The organism is Streptomyces sp. NPDC025721 (genome assembly GCF_055558595.1).
In genome coordinates, this window is the sequence record NZ_JBVHMF010000026.1 from 42647 (window position 1) to 57814 (window position 15168).

Consider the following 15168-nt stretch of genomic DNA (forward strand, 5'->3'; position numbering starts at 1 on the left):
CCTCACCTGATGGCGCCGCTCCCCCTCACGCGTCGGCCGACGCGAGGGGGTGGCGGCGCGCGTCGTCAGCGGCGGGTGCCGCACCCCGGGCAGAAGGCGGCGCCCTCGGGGATCGGGGCGCTGCACGAGGCGCAGTTGTCGGGCTGGGCGAGCCGGTGGCCGCAGCCGGAGCAGAAGGCGGCGCCCCGCGTCTCCGTGCCGCACTGCGGGCAGACGAGCTGGCGCGCGGCGGTCACGTCGAACGCCTGGCCGCTCTGCTGGCCCACGGTGTAGGCCCGCTCGGAGACCATGTCGTTGAGGCCGCGCTGCTGGGCGGCGAGGGCCTCGGCGGCGGTGTCCGGGGCGCAGGTCAGGCAGATGCCCTGAGCGGCGTTCCAGCAGCGGTTGCAGACGTAGTCGGTGCAGCGCGGGCAGCGGTTGAAGTGGCCCTCGGCGTTGGTGATCGCCCGCTGGAAGGACTTGTCGCGCGCGCTGCCGAAGCCCGCGCCCGCCAGGCCGTCGGCGGCGCTGGACATGCCGTAGCCGCCACGGCCGAGCACGCCGTAGGCCGCGCTGACGCCCTTGCCGAGCCAGCCCGCGACCCGGCCGCTGGTGTACGGCTCGAAGGCCGAGCGCCAGGTGTCCTGGCAGCGCCGGCACGAGAACTCGAACTGGAAGCCCGCTCCCGTGCCGTGCTCCTGGCACAGATCCCGGTAGTTGTTGCTGAAGTAGATCTCGGAACTCATTCCCACGCCTCCACCGCGCGCGCACCTCCGGTCGGGCCCCCTGACCCGCCGGTACCCCCACCAGCACGGACGCCCCGCACCCCACGCCGGTTTCCGAACGCGCCGTCCGGTTCTCACCGGGCCTGTTCGGCGCGCCCTGTACTGCCGCCCGATCCCGGGCAAGGGATACTGTCGCACACCCTGTTCGGTGCACGACACGCTCAACCGGCTCATGCCCGATACAGGGGAGTTGGGGCGGATCCCGGCATTCCGCCCCGGTCGCGGGGGTCAGCCCTGACGGGCCTTGAAGCGGGGGTCCTTGCGGTTGATCACATAGACCTTGCCGCGCCGGCGGACGATCTGGGCGCCCGGACGGCTCTTGAGCGAGCGCAGCGAATTACGGACCTTCATGGGACACCTTCCTGCTCGTACAGTCTCGTACTGTTCGTTGTGTGCATGGCAACGGTGATGCGGCCGGGTTCATTCCGTTCCGCGGACAGGCGGTACGGACCGCCGTGAGGGGACCGAGATGAGCGACGAACAGCACGGCGGCGGAAGCGGCGACGCGGGCGGTAAGGACGCGGACGCGCCGGACTTCTCCAGCCCCGGTTTCTCCAGTCCGGACTTCTCCAGTCCCGACTTCACGGGCCCCGACGCGCCCGAGATCCACGACTACACCCCGCCCGACTACGTCGTCCCGCCCTTCGAGGGCCCCGACTACGAGGCCGACTCCGCCGACGACCTCGTCCCCCAGGAGGTCGGCATCTCCCCCCACGGCTTCTCCAGCCCCGACTTCTCCAGCCCCGGCTCCATGGCCGAGGACACCCCCGACACCCCACCGGCCCCCGACGAGGACCGCACCCGCTGAGGCGCGCGTCCGTCCTTGATCGGCGAGCGGTACCGGCCGGGGCGGCGCACTCTGGGACAAGGGGACAGCCACCCGCGAGGTGAGTCCCATGGCCCGTGTACGACTCCTGCCCGCCACGCTGCTGGTCGCCGTCACGGCGGCCACAGCCGCGGCGTGCGGCAGCACGGACGGCAACTCGTCGGCGGGCGTCACCGTCGCTCCGAGCGCGCCCGGAGCGACGGTGACGACCACCGTGACGACGCCGAATCCGCCGCCTGCGACACCCACGCCCACCCCGACCGCTCCCACGACGACCACGACCACGACAGCGACGGCCACCGCCACCGCCACGGACCCGACGACGGTCGTCAGCGACTACTTCGCCGCGATCAACGCCCGCGACTTCGGCCGGGCGTGGGCTCTCGGCGGCAAGAACGTCAGCTCCTCCTACTCGGCCTTCGTCAACGGCTTCTCGTCCACCTCCGAAGACGTCGTGACCGTCCTCGCCAGCACCCCCACCACTGTCACCGTCCACTTGGACGCCACCCAGACCGACGGCACCGTCAAGTCCTTCGAGGGCACGTACTCCGTCGACGGCGGGCGGATCACCGGGGCCAGTGTCCACGCGGTGCCGGGCTCGGGAGCAGAGACGACCGGTGCGCCCGCGACCACGTACAAGGACTGCACGGACGCGCACGACCACGGCGCGAGCGACATTCCGAGCAGCGATCCGCGCTATCGGCCGAAGCTCGACCGCGATCACGACGGCCTGGCCTGCGAGCCGTCCGAGGGCGCCGCTCCCTGACCTCGCCAGGCCGCCGGGCGCGCTTTCCCGCACGGCTCGTCACGCAACCCCCGCACCGGCGGCGGGAGAGCGCTCTCTGTCAGTCTTGACACGGGGTCTGCGGGGGACGATCGTCGCTTGCGCAGTCCGCTGTCGGCGCCCCCACGCGTCGTGCGGGCTGTGCGTTCCGTCGCTCTCCCACGCGCTGTCGAGCCGCACACAGGAGTCCCCCCATGCGTCGAACACGTCCTTGGATACGAACGGCGCTGCCCATAGCGGCAGCGCTCTTACTTGTGACCGGAGCAAGCGCTGTCTCCGCGAGCCGAAGTCCCGCGCAGGCCGCCACGCAGCCGTGGATGAACACGGCTCAGACGCCCGCGCAGCGGGCCGACGAGCTGCTGGCGGCGATGACGCAGGCGGAGAAGCTGACGATGCTGCACGGCGGGGCGTCGTGCGGGTACGTCGGGTGCGTGGACGGGAACACGCGCCTGGGCATTCCGCCGCTGCACCTTCAGGACGGCCCGGTCGGTGCGGGTGACGGCTTCAACGACGTGACGCAGATGGCCGCCCCGGTCGCGGGCGCGGCGAGCTGGGACCCCGCGCTGATGCAGAACTACGGCAAGGTGCTGGGCTCGGAGCAGTGGGGCAAGGGCACCAACGTGGTGCTGGCGCCGACGATCAACATCGTGCGCGACCCGCGCTGGGGCCGCGCCTTCGAGTCGATGGGCGAAGACCCGTATCTGGCGGGCCAGTTGGGCGCCGCCGACATCCAGGGCATCCAGAGCCAGGGCCCGATGGCCCAGGTCAAGCACTATGTGGTCTACAACCAGGAGACCAACCGCAACAACGCCTCGGACAACGCGATCGTCTCCGACCGCGCCATCCGCGAGATCTACACCCCGGCGTTCGAGACGTCGGTCAAGCAGGGCCAGGCCGACTCGGTGATGTGCTCCTACTCGGCGATCAACGGCCCCTTCGCCTGCGAGAACGGCCCGTTGCAGAACGGCCTGCTCAAGGGCGACCTCGGCTTCACCGGCTTCATCACCTCCGACTGGGGCGGCACCCACTCCACGGTCGCCTCGGCCAACAACGGCCTGGACATGGAGATGCCGGGCAAGGACTACTACGGCACCGCGCTGACCAACGCGGTGAACAACGGCCAGGTCTCGCAGGCCACGATCGACGACCATGTGCGCCGCATCCTGCTGTCGATGTTCCGCCAGGGCCTGTTCGACAACCCCAACAACGGCTCCACGAACGCGGTCGTGACCTCCCCCGCACACGCGGCGATCTCGCAGCAGGTCGCCGAGGAGGGCAGCGTCCTGCTGAAGAACGGCTCCTCGGTGCTGCCGGTCGCCTCGTCGGTCAAGTCCATGGCCGTGATCGGTGACGACGCGGGCACCGGCGCGATGACGCAGGGCGGCGGCAGCGCGGGCGTGAACGCGCCGCATGTGATCACGCCGTACCAGGGCCTCAAGTCCCGTGCGGGCAGCGGCACCACGGTGACGTACGCGCAGGGCGTCGCGTCGGCGAACGGTTCGCTGTCGCCGGTCGGCAGTACGTATCTCAAGCCATCGCAGGGCACCGGCAGCGGCCTGTACGGCGAGTACCACAACAGCAAGGACCTGTCGGGCGCGGTGGTGGCGAGCCGGGTGGACTCGACCGTCGACAACGTGTGGGGCGGCCAGTCCCCGGCCCCCGGGGTCAACACCACCAACTGGTCGGCGAAGTGGACCGGCACGCTGACCCCGCCGACCACCGGCACGTACACCTTCTCGCTCAACAGCGACGACGGCAGCAGGCTGTTCGTCAACGGCCAGCAGATCATCAACAACTGGTTCGACCAGGGTCCGACCACCCGGACGGGCACGATCAGTCTGACGGCCAATCAGCCGGTGAGCATCGAGGTGGACTACTACCAGGCGGGCGGCGGCAGCAACGCCACGCTCGGCTGGCAGATTCCGGGCCTGTCGCTGCACGACCAGGCGGTCGCGACGGCGCGCTCCTCGGACCTCGCGGTGGTCTTCGTGAGCAACTTCGAGTCCGAGGGCGGCGACCTGTCGTCCATCGACCTGTCCTCCGCGCAGAATCAGCTCGTCACCGATGTCGCGGCGGCCAACCCCAACACGGTCGTGGTCGTCAACAGCGGTTCGGCGGTGACGATGCCGTGGGCCAACGCGGTGCGGGGCATCGTCGAGAACTGGTATCCGGGCCAGGAGGACGGCACGGCCATCGCCCGGCTGCTGTACGGCGACACGAATTTCTCCGGCAAGCTGCCGGTGACCTTCCCCGCCTCGATCGCCGACGTCCCGGCGCACACCACCGCGCAGTGGCCCGGCCAGAACAACACGGTGCAGTACAGCGAGGGCGTGAACGTCGGATACCGCTGGTACGACTCGCAGAACAAGACGCCCGCGTACCCGTTCGGCTTCGGCCTGTCGTACACGACCTTCGGCTACTCGGGCCTGACGGTCGGCGCACCCGACGCGAACGGCAACGTCGCGGTCGGCTTCGACGTCACCAACACCGGCACACGAGCGGGCGCCGAGGTCGCCCAGGTCTACGTCGGACAGCCCGCCACGACGGGTGAACCGCCCAAGAGTCTGCGGGGCTTCCAGCGGGTCAGCCTCAACCCCGGCCAGAGCCAGCACGTCTCGGTCACCCTGGACGCGCGCAGCTTCCAGTACTGGACGAACGCCTGGACCAACGCGGCCGGCACCAACGCCGTCTACGTCGGTTCGTCGTCCCGCGACATCCGCCTCACCGGCCAGACCACCATCCCCGCGGGCAACGGCGGCGGCGGTCACTCCCTGCTGTCGCGTACGGGGTGGACGGCGTCCGCCTCGGCGACCGGCGGCGGTGACGTGGCCGCGCGGATGCTGGACGGGGACTCGTCGACGCGCTGGAGCACCGGCACGCCGATGGCCAACGGCCAGACGGTGACCGTCGACATGGGCGCGTCGCACACCGTCGACCAGATCACGATGGACTCGGCGGGCAGCGCGAGCGACTACGCCCGCGGCTATCAGGTCGCGCTGTCGGCCAACGGCACCACCTGGAGCGCCCCGGTGGCCACCGGCACGGGTTCCGCCGCGCTGGTCACGGCGTCGTTCCCCGCGCAGGCCGCCCGCTACATCCGGGTGACCCAGACCGGCAGCGCCACGTCCTGGTGGTCGATCGCGGAGTTCAACGCGTACGGGTAGCCGACGCGTACGAGTGACTCGCCGGTGGGCATCCGGCGGTGACCGGCCGGGGCGTGCGCACACACGCCCCGGCCGGTCCGCGTCAGCCCGCCGCCCGCGCGCCGTCGGTGTCCTTGAGCGCGACCGCCGCCGTCCGCACCACGGCCTCGGCGACGGCGGCCAGCGCCGGGGAGTCGAGCTTCCACTGCTGCCAGTAGAGGGGGACGTCGACGGGCCGTTCGAAGGCGAGGTCGACCAGCGTCCCGTCCCTGCGGTGCCCCACGGCCTGCACCTCGGGGATCATGCCCCAGCCGAGCCCCGCCGCGACGGCCGTCACGAAGGAGTCGGAGGAGGGGACGTAGTGCCGGGCGCGCCGGGTGACCGGGGTGTTCGCGGCGCGGCCCGCGACCGGGGTGTTCGCGGCGCGGCGCGGCGCGAGGGCGCGCAGGAAGCGGTCCTGGAGGTCGTCCTTGCGGTCGAAGTCCACCAGCGGCGCGTCCGGCAGCGCCTCCCGCAGCGGCGCCCCCGACAGCCACCGCGTGTGGAAGGCGGGCGCGGCCATGGCGCGGTACCGCATGCGGCCGAGCGCGCGGACCGTACAGCCCTGCACGGGCTCCGGCGAAGAGGTGACCGCCGCCATCACCAGCCCCTGCCGCAGCCACCCGGCGGTGTGGTCCTGGTCGTCGCAGCGCAGGTCGAAGCAGACCGGCAGCCCCGCCGGGACCTCGGCGAGGGCGGGCAGGAACCAGGTGGCGAGCGAGTCGGCGTTGACCGCGATCGGCAGCGCCGTCGTACCGGCGGTCTCGTCGGACAGCCCCAGTTCGGCGCTGGCGTCCCGCTCCAGCCGGGTCAGCTGGCGTGCGAAACGGACGACGATCTCGCCGGACTCGGTCAGCCGTACCGGCTTGGTGCGCAGCAGCAGGACGCGTCCGGTGCGCTGTTCCAGCGCCTTGACGCGCTGGCTGACCGCGGACGGCGTGACGTGCAGGGTCTGCGCCGCGGCCTCGAAGGTGCCCTCGTCGACGGCGGCGAGCAGCGTGCGGACCTGGTCCAGCGGGAGATCGATCATCACGATCCCTTATGCTACCTAAGAATCATTAGCTGGATTGATGACAGGGGCTCTCCTAGCCTCGTCTCCATGCACGCAGCCCTTCTCGCGGCTCTGGCGGGTCTCGGTACCGGCCTGTCGCTCATCGTCGCCATCGGCGCCCAGAACGCCTTCGTCCTCCGGCAGGGCATCCGCCGGGAGCACGTCGCCGCGGTCGTCGCGATCTGCGCGCTGTCGGACGCGGCACTGATCACCCTCGGCGTGAGCGGGATCGGCGCGGTGGTGCACGCCTGGCCCTCGGCCGTCACGGTCGCGGCCTGGGTCGGCGGCGCCTTCCTGGTCGGCTACGGCGTGCTCGCCGCGCGCCGCGCGCTGCGCCCGGAACACCTCGACCCGGCCGGCGCGAGCGGCGGCACCCTGCGCGCGGCCGTCCTCACCTGCCTCGCCATGACCTGGCTCAATCCGCATGTGTACCTGGACACCGTCCTCCTGCTGGGGTCGGTGGCCAACGGGTACGGCGGTGGCCGCTGGCCGTTCGCCGTCGGCGCCGCTTCGGGCAGCGTCCTGTGGTTCGGCGCGCTCGGCTTCGGCGCCCGGCTGCTGCGGCGGCCGTTCTCCCGGCCCGGCTCCTGGCGGGTCCTCGACGGGGTCATCGCCGTCACGATGGTGACGCTGGGCGTGGTGATGGTGGTGCGGCTCTGAGGAACCGCCGGTGACCGCAGCCGATGCCCCGGCCCGTCCTCAGCCCCACATCCCCTCCCACACCCGCCCCTGCGCGGTCGGCCGGAAGCCGATCACGGCCGCGTCGTCGCGCCGCGAGTCGGCGGCGGCCAGCAGCCTGGCGCAGAGCGCGGCCAGCGGCACCCCGTCGGACTGCGCCTCCTCCGCGTGCGCGGCCAGATGCGCCATGCCCTCGGTGAGGTCGGTGCCCGGCACCTCGATCAGCCCGTCGGTGTAGAGCAACAGCGTGTCGCCCAGGCGCAGTTCGTGGTGCCAGGTGGCGCGCGGCAGCGCCGGGTCGACGCACAGCGGCAGGTCGGGCCCTTCGCCCTGGAGGAAGCGCGGCGCCCCTGAGACCGGGAGCAGCAGCGGCGGCGGGTGGCCCGCGTTGGACCAGGCCGCGTGCCAGCCGCCGCCCGGCCCCGGCGTGAGCTGTGCGTGGACGGCGGTGACCAGCGGCGCGATGCCCAGGCCGTCGGCGACGCGGTCGAGCCGGGCGAGGCTGTCGGCGGGCGTGCCGGGGTGGACCTGGTCGTAGGCGATGACGCGGAGCATGCTGCGCAGCTGGCTCATCGACGTGGCCGCCTCCAGGTCGTGGCCCGCGATGTCGCCGATGGTGAGGGCGACGGAGCCGTCGGGGAGCAGCAGCGCGTCGTACCAGTCGCCGCCGATCTCGGCGGTCTTGCTGGCGGGCTGGTAGTGCGCGGCCAGTTCGGCGCCCGGCACGCGCGGGGTGGGGGTGAGCAGGGCCCGCTGGAGGGTGAGGGCGGTGTGCCGGGTGCGCTGGAGCTCCAGCGCCTGCCGCAGCGGGTCGCGCACCTCGTGCAGGATCTCGCCGAGCAGCGCGAGGTCGGCGGGGCCCGGCGGCGGGCTGTCGGCGCAGGCCGCCGCGACGGCGAAGGCGACCACGGCCGCGTCGATGACGATCGGCACGATGGTGAGGCTGGTGGCCCTGACCTTGCGCAGCCAGGCGGTGGACGCGTCGGGGACGATGCCGGGCGGCGGTTCGCCGCTGGGGAAGGTCACCAGCCGGGGCCTGCGGCTCTCGATCACCTGCTGGACGACCGGGCCGACCTGGTACGGCTGGTCGTTCAGCGGCGGCAGGTCGGGCAGTCCCGCCCTGGCCGTCTCGGCGATCCGGGTGGCGGTGGCCGCCCCGCCGGGACCGGGAGGCAGCCCCACGGCGGGCAGCAGGAACACCACGCAGGCGTCGGTCAGCTCCGGTACGACCGCCGAGGCCGTCGCGGCGAACGCCTGGGCCACGTCCTGCGCGGCGGTGACGGTGGCGACCCGGGCCAGCAGCCGCTCGCGCAGCCGGTTGCGCCACTGGTCCTCGACGTCGGAGGTGGTGCCGATCCACTCGACGGTCTCGCCGTCGCGCACGACCGGCACCGCCCGCGACTGCACGCGCCGGTACGCGCCGGTCGCCGTACGCATCCGGAAGGTGCACACGAACATCGTGGCCGGCCCGGTCGCCGCCTCCTGGAAGGTCTGGAGGAGCCCGGCGCGGTCGTGCGGGTGCACCGACTCCAGCCACACCTCGTCGATCCTGGACCGCCACGGCAGCCCCGTGAACTCCTCGAAGCCGCCGACCAGCTCGGTGATCGCGCCGTCTGGCCGCATCAGCCAGACGATCTGCGAGACGGCCGACATCAGCGCCTCGTAGCGCTGCAACGCCTGGTGGCGCTCCTCCGACAGTTCCTCGGCCCGCTCGGCGGCCTCGATGTGCGCGGTGGTGTCGATCGCGACGGTCAGCACGCCGGGGCCGTGCCGGGACACCACGGGCGAGAGGCTGTAGACGAAATGCCGCCGCCCGGGCGCGCCGGGCGTGCTGCCCCGCGTGGTGCGCGGGGTGGTCACCTGGCGCGGCGCCTTGTCGGTGTAGACGACGTCGAGCAGGTCGAGGTAAGGCGACTCGTGCGGCTCGTCGAACACCTCGCCCGCCGGGACGCCGAGCGGGCGCGGTCCGAACAGGTCGTGGAAGGCGTCGTTGTAGTACACCAGCCGGTGCTCGGGCCCCGACGTCAGGGCCACGGACACGATGGCACGGTCGAACACCTCGGGCTCCAGCTCGGGGACGCCCATCTCGCGACCGGTACGCCTCATCCCTCGATCATCGCTCGACTGACGCCGACGGGCGCGTCGGGAGCGCCGGGACGAGTACGTACCGGCGGGTACGGGACGCACGCGGCGGGTACGGGACACACACCGCGGCTACGGGACGCACGCGCGGACACCTACCGGCGGATACGCGGCGGCCGGTGCGTACGCGCCCGCGGCCCGTACTCGCGCTCAGCGCAGCAGCGGGAGCCTGCCGACCAGCCGGTCCACCGCGTTGCGCGGGCCCACCAGGCTGATCGCGCTGTACGCCACGTCCTCGCCCTTGGTGCCCGCGAGCTGGTCCAGATACTGGTCGTAGACCCGTGAGGTCTGGGCCGCCTCGGGCATGTCGACCACCAGGACACCGTCCTTGGCCGCCGCCTTGCCGCGCAGCTCACGCAGCGTGCCGGCGTCGGCGGCGAGGACGGAGCAGCCCGCCCAGGGCAGGCCGGGGTGCACGGCGCCCGAGGCGTCCTCGCCGCCGCGCCCCACCAGGTCGGGCAGTTCCTTGCCGACCGAGGCGGCCATGCAGGCGGCGGCGTTCACCAGCCGCCCGGCGGGCAGCTCCTCGTCCACGACGATGACCCATTTGAGTTTCGCCTGCCGGGTCGACAGGTCCGTGCGCACGTCCATGCGGCGCCCTCCATCCGATCGGGAATCCGACGCCTAGACTAGGCACACGTGCCGTCTTCTCTCAGAGCTACCGAACTTCATCAGGCAGATAGGGACTCTCGTGGAATTTGATGCGCTGGACCAGGCTCTGCTGGGGGAATTGCAGCACGACGCACGGCAGACCAACCGCGATCTCGCCGCCAAGACCGGCGTCTCCCCCTCCACCTCGCTCGAACGCGTCAAGCAGCTGCGCGACCGCGGGGTGATCACCGGCTACCACGCGACCCTGGACCTCGAAGCGATCGGCCGCCCGGTGCAGGCGCTGATCGCGGTACGGGTCAGGCCGCCCGCCCGGCCGGTCATCGAGGGCTTCCGCGAGTGGGCCGCCACGCTGCCCGAGGTGATCGGCCTGTTCGTCACCTCGGGCCCGCACGACTTCCTGATCCACATCGCGGTCCCCGACGTGAACGGCGTCTACGCCTTCGTCATCGACCGGCTCACCGAGCGCCGCGAGATCGCCGATGTGCAGACGACGATGGCGTACGAGCACGTACAGCGGCACCGCGTCGACCCGGCCGGGCCAGCCGCGCGCTGACCGGGCCCGGCGCGCACGGCCGGACCGCGACACGCCCCGCCCGCCTCACACCGCGCGGACTCCGGCACGGCGGCGGTGCGGGTGGCGCGGTCCCGGCGCGCCGGGCGCGGCGCGGTTGGCCGCGATCAGGTCGGCGTACCACCGGGCGCTGTCCTTGAGGGTGCGGCGCTGGCTGGCGAAGTCGACGTGCACGATGCCGAAGCGCTTGCTGTAGCCGTAGGACCACTCGAAGTTGTCGAGCAGCGACCAGAGGAAGTAGCCGCGGACGTCCACGCCCGAGCGCACCGCCTCCAGCACGGCGGCCAGATGGCCGGCCAGGTAGGCGATCCGCTCGGGGTCGTGGACGGCGCCCGACGGGTCGGCGTAGTCGTGGTACGCGGCGCCGTTCTCGGTGATCATCAGCGGCACGCGGGGCAGTTCCCTGCCCAGGCGGCGCAGCAGTCCGGTCAGGCCCTCGGCGTCGACCGGCCAGCCCATCGCGGTGCGCGGGCCCTCCGCGGGCAGGAAGCGGACGACGCCGTCGGTGCCCGGCCACGGCGAGGGCTCCGCCGGGGAGGGGCGGCCGGGCACAGCGGAGGGCGAGGCCGCCGCGGCGGCGACCACGGTGGGGCTGTAGTAGTTGAGGCCGAGTACATCGATCGGCCGGGAGATCTCGGCGAGGTCGCCGTCCCGTACGAACGACCAGTCGGTGAGCGCCGCCGTGTCCTCCATCAGGTCGCGCGGGTAGCGCGCGTGGAAGACCGGGTCGAGGAAGATCCGGTTGGCCAGCGCCTCGATCCTGCGCACCGCGTCCCGGTCGGCCGCGGAGTCGGAACGGCCGCGCACCGCCGCCAGGTTGAGCACCAGCGAGACCGCGGCCGTGTCGGGGAGCAGTGCGCGCAGGGCGCCGACGGCCATGCCGTGCCCGAGGTTGAGGTGGTGCGCGGCGCGCAGTGCGGCGGCCGGGTCGGTCCTGCCGGGCGCGTGCGCGCCGGAGCCGTAGCCCAGAAAGGCGCTGCACCAGGGCTCGTTGAGGGTCGTCCACAGCGGGATGCGGTCCCCCAGCGCCTCGCCGACGAGCTCCGCGTAGTCCGCGAACCGCGCCGCCGTGTCGCGCTCGGGCCAGCCGCCCGCGTCCTCCAGCTCCTGCGGCAGATCCCAGTGGTAGAGCGTGACCACCGGCCGGATTCCCGCCTCCAGCAGCCGGTCGGTGAGCTGCCGGTAGAAGTCCAGGCCGCGCTGCACCGCGGGGCCCCGGCCGGTCGGCTGGACGCGGGGCCAGGACACCGAGAACCGGTAGTCCGTGACGCCGAGTTCGCGCATCAGCTCGACGTCCTCGGGCATCCGGTGCCGGTGGTCGGCGGCGATGTCGCCGGTGTCCCCGTTGCGCACCCGCCCCGGCGTGCTGCTGAAGGTGTCCCAGATCGACGGTGTCCGCCCGTCCTCCGTCGCGCCTCCTTCGATCTGATACGCGGCCGTGGCCGTCCCCCACCGGAATCCGGCCGGGAACCGCAGCTCCTCGGCAGTGGCGTGGTCGTCGACAGCGGTCATCTGGAAGCGCTCCCATAGCGGGTGGGTCGCGGATACGCGACGGTCGGGCGGAACGGGCGGGTTCGGTGCACCGAGAGTCGGGGGGCCGCTCCGTCTGAGAGCGCTCTCAGGCCACCAGAAGGAGCGTGCCCGCTCCGGCGACCCCTCGTCAAGAGCCGTCGCACGACGAATACGGGAGGAGTGCCACAATTCGGCCCGCGCGGTGGAGTGGTGACGGTCCGTCGAATCCCGCCCCGGCCGAGCGGGACCAGTCCGTCCGACGCGTCTGATCCGGCCGAGCGGGCCCGACTGGTCCGGCCCGTCTGATCCTGTCCGGCCGATCCGGTCCGGCCGGTCCGGTCCTGCCGGTCCGGCGGCCTCAGGCGGAGGCGCGGACGACCAGCCGGGTCGGGGTGACGATGGACGACAGCGCCGGAACGGCCTCGGCGGCCAGCGCGGGCTCCAGGGCGCGCAGGAGGAGGCGGGCCATGAGGCGGCCCATTTCCTCGATGTCCTGGCGGACGGTGGTCAGGGGCGGGTCGGTCCATTCGGCGACGGAGACCATGTCGTCGAAGCCGACGACGGCGATGTCGTCGGGGACGCGGTGTCCTGAGATGCGCAGGACGCGCAGGGCGCCGGAGGCCATGACGTCGGAGGCGGCGAAGACGGCGTCCAGGTCGGGGCAGCGCTGGAGGAGTTCGGCCATGGCGCGGGCGCCGCCTTCCGGGGTGAAGTCGCCCTCGGCGATCATCCGCGGGTCGGTCTCCGGCAGCACGTCACGGAACCCGTCCAGCCGGTCCACCGACGCCAGTTGGTCGAGCGGCCCCGCGATGTGGGCGATCCGGCGGCGGCCGATGCCCAGCAGGTGCCGTACCGCGTCCCGCGCGCCACCCCGGTTGTCGCAGTCCACGTACAGGGCGCGGCGGCCGGACTCCTGATCGGACCAGGTGGGACGGCCGCCGATGACGATCGGCACGTCTCCCCTGCTGGAGAGCACGGGCAGCGAACCGTCGGTGTGCAGCGAGAAGATCAGCGCGCCGTCGACGTGTCCGCCCGCCAGATAGCGGCCGACCCGCTCGTAATCCGCGGCCCCCTCGGTCAGCAGCAGCACCAACTGGTTGTCCCGCGCGGTGAGTTCCTTGCTGATCCCGCGCACCTGCTGCGCGAAGAACGGGTCGGTGAAGAACCGCGTCTCCGGCTCGGCCACCACCACCGCGATGGCGTCATTGCGCCGCGTCACCAACGTACGCGCCGCCTGATTCGGCACATACCCCAACTCGTCCACGGCCTTGCGCACCCGCTCCACCAGCGGTCCCCGTACTCCCGCTCCCCCGTTGACCACCCGTGAGGCGGTGGCACGCGACACCCCGGCCCGCGCGGCGACGGCCTCCAGCGTAGGACGCGGCGCGAAGCTCGGGTCGGACAAGGGACGTCTCCTTCACGCGGGGCGGCGTGGCACGGAACAGGCACAGCGTAACGGGTTACACCCCTCCCGAGAGAGCGCTCTCCGAAGCGAATTCGGCCCGCTCCCGGATTCGGGGTGTTTGGCGGTGCGGGACCCGGGCACCCGAACCTTTGAGGCACCCCCCCGCCTCACAAGCCGATACGGCCGGCGGCATCCCCCCCGTCGTCCGGTCGTATCGGCTGGGCGCCCCTCATGACCCGCTCAGGGTCCGCGCGCCGGGGTCTGCCGTCGGCAGGCCGGATACGTCGGCAGAAGTTACGGTGGGTGAAGGCCGCCCTGTCACTCCGGGCTCGTCGCCGCAGGTCAGGCGGCTCCACCGGGAATCATCCGCCGAGACACGCAAGGAAGTCGCGCACATGTCTGCTGTGCCCGCTCTCACGCTCAACAACGGCGTCGCCATCCCCCAGCTCGGCTTCGGGACGTTCCAGATCCCGCCGAAGGACACCCGGGAGGCGGTCACCACCGCCCTGGAGATCGGCTACCGCCACATCGACACCGCCGAGATGTACGGCAACGAGAAGGAAGTCGGCCAGGCCGTCGGCGCATCGGGCCTGCCGCGCGAGGAGGTCTTCGTCACCAGCAAGCTCGACAACTCCTACCACGCGTACGGCGACGCCCTCACGGCCTTCGCCCGCTCGCTCGACGACCTGGACACGCCGTATCTGGACCTCTTCCTGATCCACTGGCCGAGGCCCGCGGTGGGCGACTTCACCGAGACCTGGCGGGCGCTGGAGGAGATCTACGCCTCGGGCCGCGCCAAGGCCATCGGGGTGTCCAACTTCCAGCCGCCGCACATCAGCCGCCTGCTCCAGAAGTGCACGGTCGTCCCCGCGGTCAACCAGATCGAGGTGCACCCGTACCTGGTGCAGGACGACGTACGGGCCTTCAACGCCGAGCACGAGATCGCGACCGAGGCGTGGTCCCCGATCGCCAAGGGCAACGTGCTCAAGGACCCGGTGCTGGTGGCCGCCGCGGAACGGCTGGGCCGCACACCCGCCCAGGTCACGCTCCGCTGGCACATCCAGCGCGGCGACATCGTCTTCCCGAAGTCGGTGACCCGCGCCCGCGTCGAGGAGAACTTCCGGCTCTTCGACTTCGAGCTGCCCGAGGCCGACATGGCCGCCATCACCGCACTCGACCGCGGTGAGCGCACGGGCCCCGACCCGGACACCTTCAACTGAGCCCGAGCCTGAGCCCGGACCTGGACCGGGACCTGGACCTGGACCTGGACCCGAGTCGTCCGACGCCCGGCGGCCGTCAGCGGGCGGGCGTCAGCGGCCGAGCGCCTTGGACAGCTCCGCCTTCGTCATCGACGAGCGGCCCTTGATGTTCCGCTGCCTGGCCTCGTTGTAGAGCTGTTCCTTCGTCGGGCCCTGCGCGCCGGAGTGCGAGCGCAGGCCGCCGCGGCGGCCCGACGACATGTCGTGGGTGGAGCTGCGGCTCGCGGTGCGCGCCTCGCCGGAGCGTGCGCGCGCCTTGTTGACGGTGCGCGCCGCGATCTCCTTCGCCCGCTTCTCGGACCCGCCGCGGTCCTCGACGCTCTCCTTGATGTGCTCGTACTGGCGCTCGCGCTTGGCACTCGATCCCCTGGGCATGGCTCGC

General features: G+C 72.3%; 14 protein-coding genes. 6 read left to right on the forward strand and 8 right to left on the reverse strand.

Annotated features, from left to right (window positions below):
* Positions 1-65: 65 nt before the first annotated feature.
* Positions 66-725 carry a zinc ribbon domain-containing protein gene (locus ACZ4EF_RS29065; RefSeq protein ID WP_355345949.1) on the reverse strand — a complete coding sequence of 220 codons (660 nt, stop codon included), beginning with the start codon at positions 723-725 and terminating at the stop codon, positions 66-68.
* A 267-nt stretch (positions 726-992) separates the two neighbouring features.
* Positions 993-1115, reverse strand: a complete 123-nt coding sequence (gene ykgO, locus ACZ4EF_RS29070; RefSeq protein WP_188285404.1) for a type B 50S ribosomal protein L36 — start codon at positions 1113-1115, stop codon at positions 993-995.
* A 118-nt stretch (positions 1116-1233) separates the two neighbouring features.
* Between ykgO and ACZ4EF_RS29075 the strand changes: the two genes are divergently transcribed.
* The 3 genes from ACZ4EF_RS29075 (at position 1234) to ACZ4EF_RS29085 (ending at position 5538) form a co-directional block, all read left to right on the forward strand.
* Positions 1234-1572 carry a hypothetical protein gene (locus ACZ4EF_RS29075; protein WP_401722540.1) on the forward strand — a complete coding sequence of 113 codons (339 nt, stop codon included), beginning with the start codon at positions 1234-1236 and terminating at the stop codon, positions 1570-1572.
* Between the two features lie 88 nt (positions 1573-1660).
* Complete coding sequence (locus ACZ4EF_RS29080; RefSeq protein ID WP_467507050.1) at positions 1661-2356, forward strand: excalibur calcium-binding domain-containing protein; 696 nt, start codon at positions 1661-1663, stop codon at positions 2354-2356.
* 335 nt (positions 2357-2691) lie between these two features.
* Entirely contained in the window at positions 2692-5538 is a 2847-nt protein-coding gene (locus ACZ4EF_RS29085) for a glycoside hydrolase family 3 C-terminal domain-containing protein (protein WP_391162156.1), read from the forward strand.
* 82 nt (positions 5539-5620) lie between these two features.
* Here the strand turns inward: ACZ4EF_RS29085 and ACZ4EF_RS29090 are convergent, their stop codons facing one another.
* Positions 5621-6586, reverse strand: a complete 966-nt coding sequence (locus tag ACZ4EF_RS29090) for a LysR family transcriptional regulator ArgP (protein WP_467507112.1) — start codon at positions 6584-6586, stop codon at positions 5621-5623.
* Positions 6587-6655: 69 nt separating this feature from the next.
* Here ACZ4EF_RS29090 and ACZ4EF_RS29095 point away from each other — a divergent pair, with 69 nt between their 5' ends.
* A complete protein-coding gene (locus ACZ4EF_RS29095) occupies positions 6656-7267 on the forward strand; it encodes a LysE/ArgO family amino acid transporter (RefSeq protein WP_391045594.1) in 612 nt (203 codons plus the stop codon).
* A gap of 39 nt (positions 7268-7306) precedes the next feature.
* On the opposite strand, the gene ACZ4EF_RS29100 is transcribed toward ACZ4EF_RS29095, so the two are convergent.
* Entirely contained in the window at positions 7307-9391 is a 2085-nt protein-coding gene (locus ACZ4EF_RS29100) for a SpoIIE family protein phosphatase (RefSeq protein WP_355345930.1), read from the reverse strand.
* Positions 9392-9577: 186 nt separating this feature from the next.
* Positions 9578-10018, reverse strand: a complete 441-nt coding sequence (locus ACZ4EF_RS29105; RefSeq protein WP_355345927.1) for a DUF2000 domain-containing protein — start codon at positions 10016-10018, stop codon at positions 9578-9580.
* Between the two features lie 100 nt (positions 10019-10118).
* Here ACZ4EF_RS29105 and ACZ4EF_RS29110 point away from each other — a divergent pair, with 100 nt between their 5' ends.
* Positions 10119-10592 (forward strand): Lrp/AsnC family transcriptional regulator, encoded by a 474-nt coding sequence (locus ACZ4EF_RS29110; protein ID WP_355345924.1) that lies wholly within the window; start codon positions 10119-10121, stop codon positions 10590-10592.
* Positions 10593-10637: 45 nt separating this feature from the next.
* Here the strand turns inward: ACZ4EF_RS29110 and ACZ4EF_RS29115 are convergent, their stop codons facing one another.
* Both ACZ4EF_RS29115 and ACZ4EF_RS29120 read right to left on the reverse strand, forming a co-directional pair.
* The gene (locus ACZ4EF_RS29115) at positions 10638-12122 is read right to left on the reverse strand and encodes a GH1 family beta-glucosidase (protein WP_355345921.1); all 1485 of its coding nucleotides are present in this window, start codon (positions 12120-12122) and stop codon (positions 10638-10640) included.
* Between the two features lie 358 nt (positions 12123-12480).
* Positions 12481-13527 carry a LacI family DNA-binding transcriptional regulator gene (locus ACZ4EF_RS29120; protein WP_467507054.1) on the reverse strand — a complete coding sequence of 349 codons (1047 nt, stop codon included), beginning with the start codon at positions 13525-13527 and terminating at the stop codon, positions 12481-12483.
* Positions 13528-13922: 395 nt separating this feature from the next.
* Here ACZ4EF_RS29120 and ACZ4EF_RS29125 point away from each other — a divergent pair, with 395 nt between their 5' ends.
* Positions 13923-14747 (forward strand): aldo/keto reductase, encoded by an 825-nt coding sequence (locus ACZ4EF_RS29125; RefSeq protein ID WP_355345915.1) that lies wholly within the window; start codon positions 13923-13925, stop codon positions 14745-14747.
* 90 nt (positions 14748-14837) lie between these two features.
* Here ACZ4EF_RS29125 and ACZ4EF_RS29130 read toward each other — a convergent pair whose 3' ends face one another.
* Positions 14838-15161, reverse strand: a complete 324-nt coding sequence (locus tag ACZ4EF_RS29130; protein WP_467507056.1) for a plasmid stabilization protein — start codon at positions 15159-15161, stop codon at positions 14838-14840.
* Between the last annotated feature and the right edge of the window lie 7 nt (positions 15162-15168).